Source organism: Amycolatopsis dongchuanensis (assembly GCF_039542405.1).
Classification (GTDB): domain Bacteria; phylum Actinomycetota; class Actinomycetes; order Mycobacteriales; family Pseudonocardiaceae; genus Amycolatopsis_E; species Amycolatopsis_E sacchari.
Window position 1 is genome coordinate 93,954 of the sequence record NZ_BAABIB010000072.1, and the last position, 17,280, is coordinate 111,233.

Below are 17,280 nucleotides of genomic sequence, written 5' to 3' on the forward strand. Positions count from 1 at the left end.
CACACCCCGAAGACGTGTGACCCTCGGACGCGTTGCTTCGACCGTCTCGTGATCTAGCTCATATGTCAACGCTGCCGTTTGGGTAAACCCACAGTTTCACACAGTGATGGCGCGCTCAGCTCGCGTACGCGCGCAGCCGCTCGGCCCGCTCGCCCTGGCGCAGCTTCGCCATGACCTCGCGCTCGATCTGGCGGACGCGCTCGCGGGAGAGCCCGAAGTGCTTGCCGATCTGGTCCAGCGTGCGGGGCTGCCCGTCGTCGAGCCCGTAGCGGAGCCGGATCACCGCCTGCTCGCGGTCGTCCAGCGTCGCCAGCACGCGCCGCAGGTCGTCCTGCAGCAGGCCGGAGATCACGGCGCTCTCCGCGTCGGTCGCCTCGGAGTCCTCGATGAAGTCACCCAGCGGGGCGTCCTCCTCGGTACCGACTGGCATGTCCAGGCTCACCGGGTCACGGGCGTGGTCGAGCAGGTCGGCCACCTTGTCCGGCGCGATACCGGATTCGGCCGCCAGCTCCTCGTTCGTCGCCTCGCGGCCCAGCTGCTGGTGCAGGTCGCGCTTGATGCGCGCCAGCTTGTTGACCTGCTCCACCAGGTGCACGGGGAGGCGGATGGTGCGGCCCTGGTCGGCCATACCCCTGGTGATGGCCTGCCGGATCCACCACGTGGCGTACGTGGAGAACTTGAACCCCTTGGAGTAGTCGAACTTCTCGACCGCGCGGATCAGACCCAGGTTCCCCTCCTGGATCAGGTCGAGCAGCGGCATTCCCCGGCCCGTGTAGCGCTTGGCGAGCGAGACGACCAGGCGGAGGTTGGCCTCCAGCAGGTGGTTCTTGGCCTGGTGCCCGTCCCTGATCAGGGCCTTCAGCTCGGCGCGGCGCTCGGCGGGCAGGTCCGGCTTGCTCTCCAGCATGTGCTGGGCGAACACCCCCGCCTCGATGCGCTTGGCCAGCTCGACCTCGTCGGCGGCGGACAGCAGTGCCGTCTTGCCGATGCCGTTGAGGTACACGCGGACGAGGTCCGCGGCGGGGCCCTGGGCGTCGAGGTCGGCGTCGAGGTTCGGCGGAACGCGTACGCTGGACTCGAGAGCCGGCTCGGAGGCGGGCTCGGGGACCACTTCACGAGTCCGCCGAGTCTTCCTTTCGAGGGTCTGTACTGACATGTTTGCCTCCCCGGTCACGGGCTGACACGTTGGTGCGTCACACCGGTTGTGCGTCGTGCGCCGAGCCTGTGGAACCCGGTGCGCGAGTCCGGCTTGTCGGCCGGACATCTGGGTCAACGCCGTCGGTGCCCAAAACGTTCCCGGCTGTTTCGGAGAGTTAGACGCGTACGGCCCACCGTCCGGTTGCTCGACCAAACCTGAAGTTTCCCTGAGAAAGGAATGGTCTAGACCTCTACGAGTACCGTGAAGGGCCCGTCGTTCACGCTCCGCACAGCCATCTGCGCTCCGAAGACGCCGGTACTGACACGCGCGCCGCGCTCGCGGAGTTCAGCCACGACGCGGTCGAAAATTCGCTTCGCGGGCTCCGGGCGCGCGGCGGCGATCCACGATGGACGCCTTCCCTTGCGCGTGTCGCCGTAGAGCGTGAATTGGCTCACCAACAGCAGCGGTGCGCCCGTGCTGGCGCATGACTCCTCGTCAGCGAGGATGCGCAGCTCGTGCAGCTTCCGCGCCATCACGGGCGCTTTGTCCGGTTCATCGTCGACGTGCACCCCGAGCAGGACCAGCAGCCCGGGCTCGTCGATCGCGCCGACGACCTCCCCGTCCACCGTGACGCTCGCCTCGGTGACCCTCGCCACCACAGCCCTCACGAGACGGGCTCCACCATGCCGTGCCGCACGAGTTCCCTGACCATCGGCAGCGCGGCCTCTTCGAGCTCCTCGGCCGTTCCGCCGTGGGCGAACGCGAGCAGTTCCAGCAGGTCCGCCAGCGGCAGCACACCCCGGCAGCCCGCCAGCAAGGCGGTGGCCAGCTCGTCGACCTCGTGCTGCCACCCCGGTCCGTCGGTGCGGTGCAGGCGGCGGATGGTGGTCTCCCAGCCCTCGTCACCCGGTCCGGCGACGGTCTCCAACAGGACCGTCTCAGGCACCCGGAAGCGTGTTTCGAGCAACTCGCCGCCGTGCTCGCGCAGCCACGCGACCCGGTCCAGCCAGCGGCCCGCCTCCGGGCCCAGCGGATCGTCGTAGGCCTGCCGCAGGTCCTCGCACACGATCGTGGGGTGTGCGACCTCCGCGCGCCGCAGCGTGACGAAGCCGAACCCGACGCCCTGCACCTTGTTGTCGGCGAACCAGTCCAGCCACGCGCCCGCCTTCGCACGGCCCTCGGGGGAACGCGGGTCGATACCCGCGTCACGCAACCAGGTGCCCACGTACAGCCCCGGATCGGCGATATCGCGCTGCACGAACCACGCGTCCGTACCCGCCGGGAGCCACCGCGTCACACGATCGGCCCAATCCTCACCCTCGATGTGCAGCCACGAGGCGAGCAGCTGACCCACGCCGCCTTCGTTGAGGAACGCGGGCAGCTGGCGCACGACCAGACCGGAGGCGTCGTCGCCCGCCAGCCCCGAATCGCGGTAGGTGTAGTCCACTCGCGGCGGGCCCACCACGAACGGCGGGTTGCACACGATCTGGTCGAAGCGCCGCCGCGCGACCGGTGCGAACCATTCGCCGCGCAGCAGTTCCACGTCCAGCTGGTTGAGCCGGAACGTCGCGTCCGCCAGCGCCAGCGCGCGAGGCGACACGTCCGTCGCCGTGACGCGCTGAGCGTGGCGCGCGCCGTGCAGCGCCTGGACACCACAACCCGTGCCGAGGTCGAGCAGCGTGCCCACCGGTCGGCGGATGGTGGCGCGGATCAGGCTCAGCGACGCGTGCCCGACGCCGAGGACGTGCTCCGGTGGCACCTCGCCACCGAGGAGTTCCGAGTCCAGGTCCGAGATCACCCACCACTGGCCCTCATCGTCGCCGTGCGGGCGCACGTCGAGCCCGGCCCGCAGCAGTTCTCCGTCCGTACGCAGCAGCCCAACCGCGAGCGCGTCTTCGAGCGGAACGGGGGCGAGCGCGGCCTCGACGGCTTTCGCGGTCTCCGCGCCACCGAGCAGGAACAGGCGGATCAACGTGCCGCGGTCGCCGGCGTCCGCGCTCGCGCGGTACGCCAGTTCCGGCTCGTTGCGGCCCAATGCCGCGTGCGCGGCGGCGCCGAGCGCTTCGAGGACGCCGTCCGCGTCGTAACGGGTGCGCTGGAACGCCTCACGCAGGCGGGCACAGAGGTCATCGGAAAACTCGGGAGTCACGAACGGTGATCCTCGCACGGCGTGGCTAATCTTTCTGGATGACCGACCCCTTCGCCACCTTGGACGAGTTGCTGCCGTCGCTGCGGGAGCTGTACACCGACCTGCACCGGCACCCCGAGCTGTCGTTCAAGGAGGAGCGCACCGCGGCCGAACTCGCGCGACGGCTGGAGGAGGCTGGGTACGAGGTGCACACCGGCCTCGGGGGCACGGGTGTCGCGGGCGTGCTGCGCAACGGAGGCGGGCCGGTCGTCATGCTGCGAGCCGACATCGACGCGCTGCCCGTGCAGGAGAAGACGGAGCTGCCGTACGCGAGCGAGACGCCCGGCGTGATGCACGCGTGCGGGCACGACATGCACGCCACGTGGTTGAGCGGTGCGGCGGACCTGCTCTCCCGCGCCCGGGACGCCTGGCAGGGCACGCTGCTGGTCGTGTTCCAGCCGGGGGAGGAGCAGGGCTCGGGTGCGGCGGCGATGGTGCGTGACGGCCTGTTCGACCTGGTGGGGCGGCCTTCGGTGGTGCTGGGTCAGCACATCGCGCCGGGGCCCGCCGGCTGGGTGCTGACGCGCCCCGGCGTGATCATGGCGGCCACGGACGCGCTGCGGATCGTGCTGCACGGCCGGGGCGGGCACGGCTCCCGCCCGGAGACGACGGTGGACCCGGCGGTGCTGGCGGCCTCGGTGGTGCTGCGCCTGCAGACGATCGTGTCGCGCGAGATCTCGGCCACCGAGTCGGCCGTGGTGACGGTGGGCCAGCTGCACGTGGGCACGGCGAACAACATCATCGCCGACGAGGCCGTGCTCGAGGTCAACGTCCGGACCTTCGACGAGCAGGTGCGGGACAAGGTGCTCGCGGCCATCGAGCGGATCGTGCGGGGCGAGGCGATGGCCTCGGGCTGTCCGGAACCGCCCGAAATCACGTCCATCGCGAGCTTCCCGGTGACCGCGAACGACGACACGGCGAACGAACGCCTCACGGGTGTGTTCCGGCGGCGGTTCGGGCCGGAGCACGTGCTGGAGGCGCCGCTCGTGACGGGCAGCGAGGACTTCAGCGAGTTCGGGCGCGCCGCGGGCGTGCCGTCGGTGTTCTGGCTCGTCGGGGGCATGGACCCGCAGGAGGTCCTCACGGCGATCTCGGAGGGCCGCTTCGAGCGCGACGTGCCGTCGAACCACTCGCCGTTGTTCGCGCCGGTGGTGGACCCGACCGTGCGGGTCGGGGTCGAGACGCTCGTGACGGGCGCGCTGGAGTTCTTCGACGTCCAGGCGTGAAAAAATCCGACCCCTCCCCCGGTGTCGCCCGCGTCCGGCGAGTGGGAGCATGGAGTGCAGGAGGTGGTTCGCGTGAACGATCCGTCCCGCGGCCCGAGGGACGAGGCCGAACCGGTGCTGATCACCGAGGCCGCCCCCTCCTACGAGGACGAGCACGCCGCCCGCAAACGCAAGTACATGCTGATGATGGGCATGCGGTTCCCGTGCCTCGTGCTCGCCGGCGTCTTCTACCACACGTGGTGGCTCGCGCTGCTGTTCATCGTGATCTCGGTCCCGCTGCCGTGGGTCGCGGTGCTCATCGCCAACGACCGGCCGCCCCGCAAGGCGGAGGAGGTCAGCCGCTACCAGCGCGAGGCCAGGCAGCTCGAGCACCGCGTCATCGAGGGCTGAACCTCACGGCTGCGCGCCCACGCGGGAAACCGCCCGCGCGCCCAGCCGCACCCCGGCGGCCAGAACGTCCTTTGTGGACTCACCGCGCAGCCACGCGGACAGCACGCCGGCGTTGAACGCGTCCCCGGCGCCCGTGGAATCCACGCACTCGGCCTCGTCGGCGGGCACGCTCACCACGCCGTCCGCGTCCACCCAGCTCGCACCGTCCAGGCCCGCCGTGACGGCGACCGCGCCGACGACGTCGAGCAGTTCCGCGGCCGCCGCCGGGTCCGCGGAGCCGGTGAGCGCGATCAGTTCGTCGGTGTTGGGCAGCAGCAGGTCCACGCCCCGCACGTCGTCGAGGAACGCCTGCGGATCGGTCAGCAACGCCGCCGCCTGCGGGTCCACCGACGTCGTCAGCCCGGCCTCGCGTGCCGCCGCGAGCGCGGCGAGCCCACCGGGCCGCGACGAGGGGTCGAGGAGCACGTAGCCCGACAGGTGCAGGTGGGTCGCCCCCTCCAGAGATGTCGCGGCGACGTCCTCGGCGCAGAACCGCGCGTTCGCACCCCGGTCCGGCAGCATGCTGCGCTGCCCCTCGTGGTCGACGAGGACCACGACGCAGCACGTCGGCGCTTCGGGATCGACGACGAACGCGCACCGCACCCCCGCCGACTCCAGCTCGGCGCGGATCAGCCTGCCGCCCGCGTCGTCGCCCACGCGCGCGAGCAGGGTCGTCGCCGTGTCCAGCGTCGCGAGCCACAGCGCGGTGTTCGCCCCCGCGCCGCCTCCGGCGAGCCGGATCTTCGCCCGCGAATCCCCGCCGGGGACGATGGCGTGCCGGTGCCGGGCGACCACGTCGAGGCCGGCGTCGCCGACCACCACCACGTTCACGCGAGCTCCACGGCGATCTCGGCGGCCAGCCGCGCGTTGGACAGCACCAGCGCCTCGTTCGCGTCGAGGCTCACGCCCTCGCTCGCGGTGTGGAAGTGCTCCAGCAGCACCGGCGTCACGTCCTTGCCCTGCACGCCCTCGTCCCGCACCAGCTGCAGCCCCTCGGTGAGCAGCCGCTCGTGCAGCTGTTCGTCCATTTCGGACTCCGCGGGGATCGGGTTCGCCAGCAGCACACCGGATCCGGCGTAGCGGCGGTGCGCGGCGACGACCGCCGCGGCCTGCGCGGGGTCGTCGACCCGCCACGGCACGGGGAAGTCCGAGTAGCGCAGGTAGAACGCGGGGAAGGAGTCGGTGCGGTAACCGAGCACGGGCACCGAGTTGGTCTCCAGCACCTCCAGCGTCGCGGCGATGTCGAGCACCGACTTGACGCCCGAGCACACGACGAGCGTGGGCACGCGGGCGAGCACCCCGAGGTCGGCGGAGACGTCCCAGGACTCCTGTGCGCCCAGGTGCACACCGCCGAGCCCGCCGGTCGCGAACACGCCGACGCCCGCCTGGTGCGCCAGCGCGGACGTGCTCGCCACGGTCGTCGCACCCGAGCGCCCCAGCCCGATCGCGGGGCCGAGGTCGCGCAGGGACAGCTTGTCCAGCCCCGAATCAGGCGCGCACACGCGCTCCAGCTGCGCGGGGGAGAGGCCGACGACCGGGGTGCCGTCGAGCACGGCGATGGTGGCGGGGACGGCGCCCGCGGCGCGCACGGTGTCCTCCAGCCGCTTCGCGACGTCGAGGTTGCGGCCAGGCGGGAGACCGTGGGACAGGATGGTGCTTTCGAGCGCGACGACGGGCCTGCCGCTGTTGACGGCGTCGGCGACCTCGCCGGACAGGGAAATCTGGGTCACGACGCACCATCATCAGCCACGCGGGTGCCCGCCGGTCCACGGGGTCAGTGCAGGTACTGCGCGACGCCCTCGCCGAAGGACCAGTCCACCTGCTGGTTCTCGGTGATCGTGACGAAGACGTTCCGCGGTTCGACGCTCGTCCGCTCCTCGGCGAGCTCGGCGATGCGCGCGTACAGCGCCTTCTTCTGCTCGTACAGCCGCCCGGCGCGCATCGTGATGCCGACGAACACGATCCCGTCGTCCCGCGAGACGCCGAGGTAGGCCGGGTCGTAGCGCAGCTCGTGGGGTTCGTGGCGGGTGATGACCTGGAAGAAGTCGTCCTGGGGGATGCCCAGTGCGTCGACCAGGGCTTGGTGGACCACGTCGCCGAAGGCGGCGAGGGTCTCGTCGTCGTGGACCGAGGAAGCATCGATGCGTACGAGCGGCATGAGCTGATCGTACATACTAGTAGGTACAGACGAAAGGTGTTTTTCCGCGGACCGCAGGCGCTGCGGCATCATGGGGACATGAGCACGACGACTCTGCCCGAGGTCGACACCCGGCCGGAAACCACGGACAGCACCGACAGCGACGAACCGAAGGTCTTCCACTACGTGCGCAAGAACAAGATCGCGGAGAGCGCGGTCATGGGCACGCACGTGGTGGCGCTGTGCGGCGAGGTGTTCCCGGTGACCCGCTCGCCCAAGCCCGGCTCGCCGGTGTGCCCGGCGTGCAAGGAGATCTACGAGGGCCTCCGCCCGGGCCCCGAGGACTGATCCCGCGCCGACGCCCGCCGCGGGCCACGTGCCTCCGGCGGGCTGAGGTGTGCCCGGAAGTCACTCCGTCCGCGGCCGGTCCACGCGGGCTTCCTCGGCGACCTGGGGTGCGGCGGTCGCCCCGCCTTCGCTGCTCATCCGCTCCATCTCGAGCCGCCGCCACCTCCGCCGCTGGCGCCGCGTCATCTTCGCGGGCCAGAGCTCCTGGATCGCGCTGTTGAAGTACGCGCCGCCGACCACGGCCATCCCGATGAAGTACGTGAACAGCAGCCACGCGATCGGCGTGGCCAGCGCGCCGTAGGTGTAGCCGGTGCTGGTGATCCACCCCAGGTACAGCCGCAGCCCGATGCTGGACAGCAGGAAGATCACCATCGCCAGCGCCGCGCCGGGCAGGCCGCGGTGCCACGGCAGCCGCCGCGGCAGTGCCAGCTTGTACAGCGTCGCGAGCGCGAGGATCAGGCCGACCGCGAGCACCGGGTAGTACCCGACCCCGATCCACGTCGACAGCGTCGGGCGCCACGAGTCGGGGAAGAAGTCGGTCAGCACGTCCGGCCCGACGGCGATCACCGGCAGCCCGATCACCAGCAGGACCAGTCCGCACAGGTACAGCAGCAGCGCGAAGATCCGCTGCCACACCTCGTTGCGCACCCCGTACTGGTCGTGCGCCACGGTGATCGCGTCGACGAACGACGACATCGCCGACGAACCCGCCCACAGCGAGATCACGAACCCGACCGAGACGATCTCGCCCTTGCCGATCGTCAGGATGTCGTCGACGGTCGGCTCGATGATCTGCTGGACGACGTTCCCCGTGAACACGCGCTCACAGAACGTGATGATCTTGTCGTGGACCGTCGTGACGAACCCCTGGCCGAACCAGTCGCCCATGAAGCCCAGGCTGCCCAGCAGGCCGAGCAGCAACGGCGGCAGCGACAACGTCTGCCAGAACGCCGCCTCGGCGGATTCGGAGAAGATGTTGCCGTCCCACGCCTTGGCGAAAGTGCGGCCGATCAGTGTCGTCACAGCACCTTTGCGGGGCGGCTGGGATCCGGTCTGCTCACTCATCGCGTGTCCAGCATGGTCCATCCGGAGACGTTTGGCTCGTCAGCGGTGTGGCGTGTTCCACTCGGCCGTGCCGATGACGGCCGCCCGGGGCCGGGACAGGTAGTCTCTTCCGAGCGCCCTCACTCCGCACCCGGCGTCGCCGCCGGCCGTCTCGTGGGGGTTTTCGCATGTGGCACCCGGGATCGGCGAGAGGAGGGGGACATCCTTGTCGGACACGGCACAGCGTAACGGGACGACCGAAACCTTCGTCGCGCCCGAACCCGAGCAGGACGTGACGCCTCGTCCGCTGCGCGCCTGGCAGCGGCGCGCACTCACCAAGTACCTCACCACCAAGCCGCGGGACTTCCTCGCGGTCGCGACCCCCGGCGCGGGCAAGACCGTGTTCGGCCTGCGCATCGCGGCCGAGCTGCTGAGCGACCGCACGGTCGAGCGGATCACCATCGTGACCCCGACCGAGCACCTCAAGCACCAGTGGGCCATCTCCGCGGCCGCCGCCGGGATCGCCATCGACTCGAACTACCGCAACGGCCAGGGCGCCACCTCCGGCGACTTCCAGGGCGTCGCGCTGACCTACGCGCAGGTCGCCGCCCACCCCACGCTGCACCGGGTCCGCACCGAGAACTACAAGACGCTCGTCATCCTCGACGAGATCCACCACGGCGGCGACGCGAAGTCCTGGGGTGACGCGATCCGCGAGGCGTTCACGCCCGCCGTGCGCCGCCTGGCGCTGACCGGTACCCCCTTCCGCAGCGACGACTCGCCGATCCCGTTCGTCAACTACGAGCCCGACGCCGACGGCGCGATGCGCAGCAAGCCCGACCACTCCTACGGCTACGCGGACGCGCTCGCCGACGGCGTCGTGCGGCCCGTGGTCTTCCTCGCGTACTCGGGTGAGGCGTCGTGGCGCACCAGCGCGGGCGAGGAGTTCACCGCGCGGCTGGGGGAGCCGCTGACGGCGGAGCAGACGGCCCGCGCGTGGCGCACCGCGCTCGACCCCGGCGGCGAGTGGGTGCCGTCGGTCCTGCAGGCCGCCGACACCCGGCTGCACCAGCTGCGCAGCGGCGGCATCCCCGACGCCGGCGGCCTGGTGATCGCCACCGACCAGGAGTCCGCGCGCGCCTACGCCCGCATCCTCGCGCGCATCACCGGTGAGGAGCCGGTGGTCGTGCTGTCGGACGACCCGAAGGCGACCAAGCGCATCGGCGAGTTCTCCGAGTCCGACGACCGCTGGCTGGTCGCCGTCCGGATGGTGTCCGAAGGCGTCGACGTGCCGCGGCTGGCGGTCGGCGTGTACGCGACGAGCGCCTCGACGCCGCTGTTCTTCGCACAGGCCATCGGCCGCTTCGTGCGGGCGCGGCGCAAGGGCGAGACGGCGAGCGTGTTCCTGCCCAGCGTGCCGGTGCTGCTGGAGCTGGCGAGCCAGCTGGAGGCGCAGCGGGACCACGTGCTCGGCAAGCCGCACCGCGAGAAGGAGGGCTGGGACGACGAGCTGCTCGCCCAGGCCAACCGCACCGAGGACGAGCCGGGCGAGGAGGAGAAGGCCTTCACGTCGCTGGGCGCCTCCGCCGAGCTGGACCAGGTCATCTACGACGGCAACTCGTTCGGCACCGCGGTGTTCTCGGGCAGCGAGGAGGAGCAGGAGTACCTCGGGCTGCCGGGGCTGCTGGAGCCGGAGCAGGTGCGGGCGCTGCTGCGCAAGCGGCAGGAGGAGCAGCTGGCCGACGCCAAGCGGCGCAAGCCGGAGAAGGCGGCCGAGCAGGCGCCCGCACCGCGGCCGCAGTCAGTGCAGGAGCGCATCGCGTCGCTGCGCAAGGAGCTGAACACGCTGGTCGGGATGTACCACCACCGCACGAAGAAGCCGCACGGCGCCATCCACAACGAGCTGCGCCGCGTCTGCGGCGGCCCGCCCACCGCGATGGCGACGGTGGAGCAGCTGGAGGAGCGCATCGTGACGTTGCGCTCCTGGTGACCGGATCACTCAGCGCGGCCGCGGCTGGGGGTCCGGGGGCTTGCCCCCGGGTGGGGTCTGGGGGCAAGCCCCCGGAGGACATGGCTGACGAACGAAAGAGGCGAGCGCTCTCCGCGAGCGCTCGCCTCCCCAAGTCCAGTTCGTCAGCGCTGGATCTCGGCTGCCATCTCCTTGAGCTTGCCCTCGTACTCGCGGGCGTGGTGGCCGCAGAACAGCAGCTCGCCACCCGAGGAGAGGATCGCTCGTACCTGTGCTGCGGCGCCGCACCGGTCGCAACGGTCGGCAGCGGTCAATTCGGGGCGGGTGAGCGTCGGCGATGTCATGAGGGTCTCCCTCCGTCCCGGCACCGGTCGCCCGGTGCCATCGATCCAGCACGTCCACTTCGGCCCTGATGCCAGTAGCGCGGTGCCGCCGGCTCCTCCGTGTTCGTAGCTTCCACTCTTGCAGACGCTGAGCCTGCCGCAAGTGTTCCCGGCTGTGTGGGACTTGCGTCACCCTGATTTACCCCGGATGTCGTAGAACCAATCCCACCTTCCAGGACGCCGAAACCTCCCGGAAACGTCCAGACCACTCGGTTTTCCGAGGTCACCAGGTTGCGGAACGATCACGGAGGAGAAGCGCAATCCCCTCCGAGGGTCAGTTCCACCGCCGGCGCTGTTCGTTCTCAGCGAAACCCGGAACGGGCTTTCCGACCCGCCCGGGGGAGGCCGTCCGCGTGAGACACTTCACGGATGACGAAGGCAGCATCGGCGGCGGCGAAGGACCTCGCCGCTGCCGGAGTCGCCGGGGTGCACCTCGCCTGGGCCGACAACAACGGCATCCCCCGGTCCCGGATCGTGCCGATCACGGGTCTGGCCGACGCCGCCGTCCGCGGGGTCGGGGCCACCACGCTGTTCGCCGTCTTCGACAGCCACGACGCGATCACCTACGCCCACCCCGCGCTGTCCACGCCCTCCGGGGACATCCGGCTCGTGCCGGTGGTCGAGCGGCTGCGCCGCCTCGCCGGGCAGCGCGCGCTCGCGTGGGCGCCGGTCCGGCAGGTCGCCGCCGACGGCTCGCCGTGGCCGTACTGCCAGCGCAGCCTGCTGGAACGGCACGTCGCGGCCGCCGCGAAGGAGGGCTACGAGCTGCGCGCGGGCTACGAGCTGGAGTTCGCCGTCGCGCCGCTCGGCAGCACGGACGTCGCTTCCGCGCCCGGTCACCACGGCCCCGCCTACAGCCCGCACGCCCTCGTCGAACTCGACGGTTTCGTCGCCGCGCTGCTGCGGGACTTCGAGGCCAACGGGCTGGGCATCGGCCAGCTGCACGCCGAGTACGGGCTGGCGCAGGTGGAGCTGTCGCTCACCGCCACGGACCCGGTCTCGGCAGCCGACGACCAGCTGCTGGCCCGCCAGACCATCCACGCCGCCGCACACGCCCAGGGGCTGCGGGTCAGCTTCGCGCCGATGGTCAGCCTCGCCGCCGCGGGCAACGGCTGGCACCTGCACACGTCGTTGTGGCGCAAGGGCCGCAACCTGCTGTCCGGGCGCCCGGACGGCGAAGGCGCCGGCTACGTCGCGGGCCTGCTCCGCGACCTGCCCGCGCTGACCGCGATCACCGCGCCCAGCGTTCCGTCGACGATGCGCTTGCGTCCCGGCTACTTCTCGAGCGCGTACTGCTTCTGGGGAGTGGAGAACCGGGAGGCGCCGCTGCGGTTCGTGCCTGGTACGGACCTGCTGGGGCCGGGGCACGCGAACGTCGAGCTCAAGCCGTCCGACGCCTCGGCGAACCCGTACCTGGCGCTGTCGGCCGTGCTCGCCGCGGGGCTCGCGGGCGTGCGTGACAACCTGAGCCTGCCCGAGCCGGTCGCGGAGGATCCCGGCACCTGGACCGAGGAACGCCGCAGTGAGGCCGGAATCGCCCGCCTGCCAAGCACTCCAGCGGCGCAGGACGCGGCGTTGCTGGCGTCCCAACGGGTATCGGACGCGCTTGGCGAGGAGGTGCTCGGCGCCTTCCGCGCGTGCCGCGCCTCCGACGCCCGGTGGGCGGTCGACCACACGGACGAGGAGATCGTCGCGGCCCACCTCTGGCGGTACTGAGTGCGGTGGTTTCCCGGAGCACGTGAGCTGGTGGCACAGGCCCGCGCCGAGATGCCGCAGAAGAACGAGCTGTGTGGCGCGTTCGTGACCGTGGTTTCCTTGCGTGCCAACGGAATCGCGGTGCGGGACCAGGACGAGGCCGCGCTGGCTGCGGGGGTCCGGCTGTCCGCGGACGGCGAACCGACCTGGCCGCCGGGGGAGAAAAGCCGCGACGACTACCGAGTCCCCTTGCCCCGCGCGGAAAACCCGGCGGAATCGGGGGCGACACCGACGGGAGTCGCGCGGGCCGTGGAAGCGCTTTCCGGTGGGCGGCTCCAGGCCGTGCCCGCGAGCGGTGACTGGACGGACGAGGCGCTGGGCGCGTTGCTCGCCGGGATCCACGACCTCCCGCGCGTCGCGACTGTGGCCAATGTGGACACCGGTGAGTTCGCCGCGCACGACACCCCTTCGCGAGCCTTGCTGGACTACGTCGAAGGTGGGTTGCCGCCGCTGTGGTCTTCACGCTGGCGCGTGGGGCATTTCGTGCTGCTGGCCGGGACGCTGAGCGGCCCCGGCGGCACGGTGGTGTCCGTTGTGGACACCTACCCCTCGCTGGGCGACCAGGGGGTGCACGGCCAGCCGCTCGACCGGCTCGTGCTCGCCCTGCGCCGCGAACGGCTGCCCACGCCGGGCGGCCTCCTGCTCGTCGTCCCCGCCGAGGAGCGGGAGGCAGCCGCGGCGCTGGTCAGGAACGCGGGGCTGACGACGGATCTGTGGGCGTAGCCAGCCGGGAGTGCCTGCGCCCGTAACCGAAGTAGATCGCCAGGCCGATGGCCAGCCACACCGCGAACCGGATCCACGTCATCACGTCGAGGTTCAGCATCAGGTAGAAGCACGCCAGCGCCGCCACGATCGGCAGGACGGGGGAGAGCGGCACGGTGAACGGCCGCTTGAGGTCCGGCCGCCGCCTGCGCAGCACCGGTACCGCGATCGCCACGATGATCATCGCGGAGAGCGCGCCGATGCTCACCATGTCCGACAGCTCGGTGATCGGCACGAACGCGGCCAGCAGCGCGATCAGCACCGCGCCGCCGATCGTCATCCGGTGCGGGGTGCCCCAGCGCGGGTGCGCTGTGCCGAGCGCCTTGGGCAGCAGTCCGTCCCGCCCCATCGCGAAGCCGATGCGCCCGATCGTCACCAGCTCGACCATCATCACCGACGTCAGCCCGGTGACCGCGCCGAGCGAGATCAACGCGCTGATCCAGTGCTGGCCCACGGAGTCGAACGCCGCGGCGAGCGGGGCGCCCGCGTCGATGTCGGTGAACGGCACCATGCCGGTGAGCACGATCGAGACACCGATGTAGAGCAGCGCGCAGATGCCGAGCGCGCCGAGGATGCCGACCCGCAGGTCCTTGCGCGGGTTGCGGGTTTCCTCGCCCAGGTTCGCCAGCGCCTCGAAACCGGTGTAGGCGAAGAACACGATCGCCGCCGCGCTGATCACCCCGGCCAGGCCGTACACCGACTGCGACAGCCCGAGCCCGGCCTGCACGACCGGCTGGTGCAGCACGCTGCCACCGCCCTCGGCGGGGTGGGCGGGCGGGATGAACGGGGTCAGGTTCGAACCCTTGATGAAGAACACGCCCACGGCCAGGATCAGCACGCACACGGCGACCTTCACGATCACCAGCACGTTCGTCGCCAGCGCCGACTCGCGGATGCCGAGCACCGCGACCACGGTGAGCACCGCGATGATCACGACGGCGCCGATGTTGACCGTCGCGTCCTCGCCGAACCACTCCGGCGGCAACCCCATCAGGTTCGCCAGGTAACCCGACCAGCCACGCGAAACGACGGCCGCCCCCAGCGCGAACTCCAGCAGCAGGTCCCAGCCGATGATCCAGGCGAACACCTCGCCGAGCGTGGCGAACGCGTACGTGTAAGCGCTTCCCGCGGTCGGCACGCTCGAAGCGAGCTCGGCGTAGCACAGCGCCGCGAGCCCGGCCACGACCGCGCCGATCACGAACGACAGCGTGACCGCGGGACCCGCGTGCGTCTTGGCCTCGACACCCGCGAGGGTGAAGATGCCGGTGCCGATGATGATGCCGACGCCGAAGCCCACCAGGTCACGGCCGCGGAGGCGCCGTTTCAGGTCGCCGGAGTCCTGCCTGGCCAGGATGTCGTCGACGTTCAGGGTGCGCGTGATGCCCATGCCGGAAACGTTAGAGAATCGCGCCCTGCCCCGCACAACAGCGGGAACTACGCGAGAGGGCCGCCACAGTTCCCCGTGGCGGCCCTCCCGGAAAGTCCCGACGTCAGTCGAGGTAGTCGCGCAGCACCTGCGAACGCGACGGGTGACGCAGCTTGGACATCGTCTTCGACTCGATCTGGCGGATCCGCTCGCGGGTCACGCCGTAGACCTGGCCGATCTCGTCCAGCGTGCGCGGCTGGCCGTCGGTGAGGCCGAACCGCAGCCGCACCACACCCGCCTCGCGCTCGGACAGCGTCTGCAGCACCGACTGGAGCTGGTCCTGCAGCAGCGTGAACGACACCGCGTCCACCGCCACGACGGCCTCGCTGTCCTCGATGAAGTCACCGAGCTGCGAGTCGCCCTCGTCACCGATGGTCTGGTCCAGTGAGATGGGCTCGCGGGCGTACTGCTGGATCTCCAGCACCTTCTCCGGCGAGATGTCCATCTCCTTGGCCAGCTCCTCCGGGGTGGGCTCGCGCCCGAGGTCCTGGAGCAGCTCGCGCTGGATCCGGCCGAGCTTGTTGATCACCTCGACCATGTGCACCGGGATGCGGATGGTGCGGGCCTGGTCGGCCATGGCGCGGGTGATCGCCTGGCGGATCCACCACGTCGCGTACGTGGAGAACTTGTAGCCCTTGGTGTAGTCGAACTTCTCGACCGCGCGGATCAGACCGAGGTTGCCCTCCTGGATCAGGTCCAGGAACGCCATGCCGCGGCCGGTGTAGCGCTTGGCGAGCGAGACGACCAGCCGGAGGTTGGCCTCCAGCAGGTGGTTCTTGGCGCGCTCGCCGTCACGGATGATCCACTTGAGGTCACGGCGCAGCTGGGTGGGGAGCTTCTCGCCCTCCTCCTCGGCGATGCGGACGCGCTCGGCGGCGTAGAGCCCGGCCTCGATGCGCTTGGCCAGCTCCACCTCCTCCTCGGCGTTCAGCAGCGCGACCTTGCCGATCTGCTTGAGGTACGCCCGGACGGAGTCCGCGGAGGCCGTCAGCTCGGCGTCCTTGCGCGCCTGGCGCAGGGCCTCGGACTCCTCCTCGTCCCAGACGAAGTCGGGGTCGTTGGAGGACTTGCCGCCCTTGCCGCGCTCGGTCCTGGCCGCGGGGGAGTCGGCTTCCTCCTCCTCGTCCTCGGACTCGCCGTCCTCCTCGCTGACGGTGGCGTCCACGACGTCCACCTCGACCTCTTCCAGGTCGGCGAGGTCGGCCTCGAGGTCGACGTCCTCCAGGTCCTCGTCACCGCCGGGGCCGTCGGGCTCGCCCGCGTCCTCGCCCTTGGTCGCGGCCTTGCGCGTGCGGGTCTTGGCGGGGCCCTTCTTCGCTCCGGTCTTGGCGGCGGTCTTGCGTGCGGCCGGCTTCTTGGCGACGGTGCCGCTCTGCTCGGTGGCGGCGGCCTCGGCGCCTGCGTCGGGTTCCGCGCTCGTTGTCTTCGTGCCGCTTCGGGTAGCGGTTTTTGCGGCTGCCACGTACGCCCTTTCGCAGCGGTCGATCACGGCGGGCCGAGCTGGGAGGGCCCGGCCGCCTCAGATTCGGGGAACGTCCCGCGGCCTGCGGTTTTGTCCTCCGCGACCGTGGGCCGTGTTCCATTGTAACGACGACAGGCGCGCGTGTTGCGGCCGATCTTCCAACGACGGGAGCCGCGGGGGCGCTCAGGTCAGTGTTCGATGCCCTCGACGGCGGCCGCCGCTGCCCCCACGATACCCGCGTTGTTCTGCAGAGATGCGACGATGACCTTGGTCCTGTTCTCGAGCAGCGGGACCCATTTCTCGGATTTCTTGCTCACCCCGCCGCCGACGATGAACAGGTCCGGCCAGATGAGGTTTTCGAGCACGGTCAGGTAACGGTTCACGCGCTTGGCCCACTGGTGGTAGGTCAGCCCCTCGTTGTCCTTGACCGAGGCCGCCGCCTTCTTCTCCGCGTCGTGCCCGTCGACCTCCAGGTGGCCGAACTCGGTGTTCGGCACGAGCTTGCCGTCCTGGAAGACGGCGCTGCCGATCCCGGTGCCGAAGGTGAGCAGCGTGGTGACGCCGTGCCGGGCGATCGGGTCGCCGAAGCGGATCTCGGCCATGCCGGCCGCGTCGGCGTCGTTGAGCATCGCGATGTCCTCGACGCGCCGGTCCAGCACGTCGGCGAACAACGCGTCCGCGTCCGTGCCGATCCACTTCGGGTCGATGTTCGCCGCGGTGTGGGCGACGCCCTTCTTGATCACCGCGGGCAGGGTGATGCCGACGGGCCCGTCCCAGGCGAAATGGCGGACGACCTTCGCCACCACCTCGGCGACCGCCTCCGGTGTCGCCGGGCGGGGCGTGTCGATCCGGAGGCGGTCGCCGATGAGCGCGCCCTTTTCCAGGTCGACAAGGGCGCCCTTGATACCGCTGCCGCCGATGTCGATTCCGAAACCCCGGGTCGCCGTCATTGGCGCCGTCCCTTCCTTCTCGATTCAGAAGCCTGTCTCGGGAACTCTAACCGGGTGTGGTCA

The 17,280-nt window shown here is 70.8% G+C and carries 16 protein-coding genes and 1 pseudogene; 6 read left to right on the forward strand and 11 right to left on the reverse strand.

The window, feature by feature from the left end; all coding sequences use genetic code 11:
- Positions 1-115 precede the first annotated feature (115 nt).
- The 3 genes from ABFX51_RS16605 to ABFX51_RS16615 form a co-directional block, all read right to left on the reverse strand.
- Positions 116-1,156 (reverse strand): sigma-70 family RNA polymerase sigma factor, encoded by a 1,041-nt coding sequence (locus ABFX51_RS16605; protein ID WP_091510169.1) that lies wholly within the window; start codon positions 1,154-1,156, stop codon positions 116-118.
- Positions 1,157-1,380: 224 nt separating this feature from the next.
- Positions 1,381-1,806 carry a D-aminoacyl-tRNA deacylase gene (gene dtd / locus ABFX51_RS16610; protein ID WP_346054162.1) on the reverse strand — a complete coding sequence of 142 codons (426 nt, stop codon included), beginning with the start codon at positions 1,804-1,806 and terminating at the stop codon, positions 1,381-1,383.
- Positions 1,803-3,287 (reverse strand): DUF7782 domain-containing protein, encoded by a 1,485-nt coding sequence (locus ABFX51_RS16615; protein ID WP_346054163.1) that lies wholly within the window; start codon positions 3,285-3,287, stop codon positions 1,803-1,805. Before ABFX51_RS16615 ends, dtd begins: the two co-directional genes overlap by 4 nt.
- Positions 3,288-3,325: 38 nt before the next feature.
- On the opposite strand from ABFX51_RS16615, the gene ABFX51_RS16620 reads away from it, so the two are divergent.
- Complete coding sequence (locus tag ABFX51_RS16620) at positions 3,326-4,552, forward strand: amidohydrolase (RefSeq protein WP_346054164.1); 1,227 nt, start codon at positions 3,326-3,328, stop codon at positions 4,550-4,552.
- 72 nt (positions 4,553-4,624) lie between these two features.
- Positions 4,625-4,942, forward strand: coding sequence for a DUF3099 domain-containing protein (locus ABFX51_RS16625; protein ID WP_346054165.1), 318 nt, complete (start codon positions 4,625-4,627; stop codon positions 4,940-4,942).
- Positions 4,943-4,945: 3 nt separating this feature from the next.
- On the opposite strand, the gene ABFX51_RS16630 is transcribed toward ABFX51_RS16625, so the two are convergent.
- From ABFX51_RS16630 to ABFX51_RS16640, 3 genes are read right to left on the reverse strand one after another with little or no spacing between them, the layout of a single operon-like run.
- Entirely contained in the window at positions 4,946-5,812 is an 867-nt protein-coding gene (locus ABFX51_RS16630; RefSeq protein ID WP_346054166.1) for a carbohydrate kinase family protein, read from the reverse strand.
- Positions 5,809-6,711 (reverse strand): pseudouridine-5'-phosphate glycosidase, encoded by a 903-nt coding sequence (locus ABFX51_RS16635; protein WP_346054167.1) that lies wholly within the window; start codon positions 6,709-6,711, stop codon positions 5,809-5,811. The genes ABFX51_RS16630 and ABFX51_RS16635 overlap by 4 nt, the downstream gene beginning before the upstream one ends.
- A gap of 44 nt (positions 6,712-6,755) precedes the next feature.
- On the reverse strand, positions 6,756-7,139 hold the full coding sequence (locus ABFX51_RS16640; RefSeq protein ID WP_346054168.1) for a tautomerase family protein: 384 nt from the start codon (positions 7,137-7,139) through the stop codon (positions 6,756-6,758).
- Positions 7,140-7,217: 78 nt separating this feature from the next.
- On the opposite strand from ABFX51_RS16640, the gene ABFX51_RS16645 reads away from it, so the two are divergent.
- Complete coding sequence (locus tag ABFX51_RS16645; protein WP_346054169.1) at positions 7,218-7,466, forward strand: DUF3039 domain-containing protein; 249 nt, start codon at positions 7,218-7,220, stop codon at positions 7,464-7,466.
- Positions 7,467-7,529: 63 nt separating this feature from the next.
- On the opposite strand, the pseudogene ABFX51_RS16650 reads toward ABFX51_RS16645, so the two are convergent.
- Positions 7,530-8,531: pseudogene (locus ABFX51_RS16650) on the reverse strand (YihY/virulence factor BrkB family protein); the annotation flags it as partial.
- Between the two features lie 205 nt (positions 8,532-8,736).
- Between ABFX51_RS16650 and ABFX51_RS16655 the strand changes: the two are divergent.
- Positions 8,737-10,500 carry a DEAD/DEAH box helicase gene (locus ABFX51_RS16655; RefSeq protein WP_091510188.1) on the forward strand — a complete coding sequence of 588 codons (1,764 nt, stop codon included), beginning with the start codon at positions 8,737-8,739 and terminating at the stop codon, positions 10,498-10,500.
- A gap of 143 nt (positions 10,501-10,643) precedes the next feature.
- On the opposite strand, the gene ABFX51_RS16660 is transcribed toward ABFX51_RS16655, so the two are convergent.
- Positions 10,644-10,823 (reverse strand): DUF7455 domain-containing protein, encoded by a 180-nt coding sequence (locus tag ABFX51_RS16660; RefSeq protein ID WP_091510190.1) that lies wholly within the window; start codon positions 10,821-10,823, stop codon positions 10,644-10,646.
- A 408-nt stretch (positions 10,824-11,231) separates the two neighbouring features.
- Here ABFX51_RS16660 and ABFX51_RS16665 point away from each other — a divergent pair, with 408 nt between their 5' ends.
- Together ABFX51_RS16665 and ABFX51_RS16670 are read left to right on the forward strand one after the other, a co-directional pair.
- Positions 11,232-12,578, forward strand: a complete 1,347-nt coding sequence (locus tag ABFX51_RS16665; protein ID WP_091510192.1) for a type I glutamate--ammonia ligase — start codon at positions 11,232-11,234, stop codon at positions 12,576-12,578.
- Positions 12,579-12,608: 30 nt separating this feature from the next.
- Positions 12,609-13,340 (forward strand): DUF6885 family protein, encoded by a 732-nt coding sequence (locus tag ABFX51_RS16670; RefSeq protein WP_245783164.1) that lies wholly within the window; start codon positions 12,609-12,611, stop codon positions 13,338-13,340.
- On the opposite strand, the gene ABFX51_RS16675 is transcribed toward ABFX51_RS16670, so the two are convergent.
- The 3 genes from ABFX51_RS16675 to ppgK all read right to left on the reverse strand — a co-directional run bounded on the left by ABFX51_RS16675 (position 13,303) and on the right by ppgK (position 17,217).
- Complete coding sequence (locus tag ABFX51_RS16675; RefSeq protein ID WP_091510197.1) at positions 13,303-14,766, reverse strand: amino acid permease; 1,464 nt, start codon at positions 14,764-14,766, stop codon at positions 13,303-13,305. The genes ABFX51_RS16670 and ABFX51_RS16675 overlap by 38 nt on opposite strands.
- A 103-nt stretch (positions 14,767-14,869) precedes the next feature.
- Complete coding sequence (locus ABFX51_RS16680) at positions 14,870-16,267, reverse strand: RNA polymerase sigma factor (protein ID WP_091510362.1); 1,398 nt, start codon at positions 16,265-16,267, stop codon at positions 14,870-14,872.
- Positions 16,268-16,455: 188 nt separating this feature from the next.
- Complete coding sequence (gene ppgK / locus ABFX51_RS16685) at positions 16,456-17,217, reverse strand: polyphosphate--glucose phosphotransferase (protein WP_091510199.1); 762 nt, start codon at positions 17,215-17,217, stop codon at positions 16,456-16,458.
- Positions 17,218-17,280 lie beyond the last annotated feature (63 nt).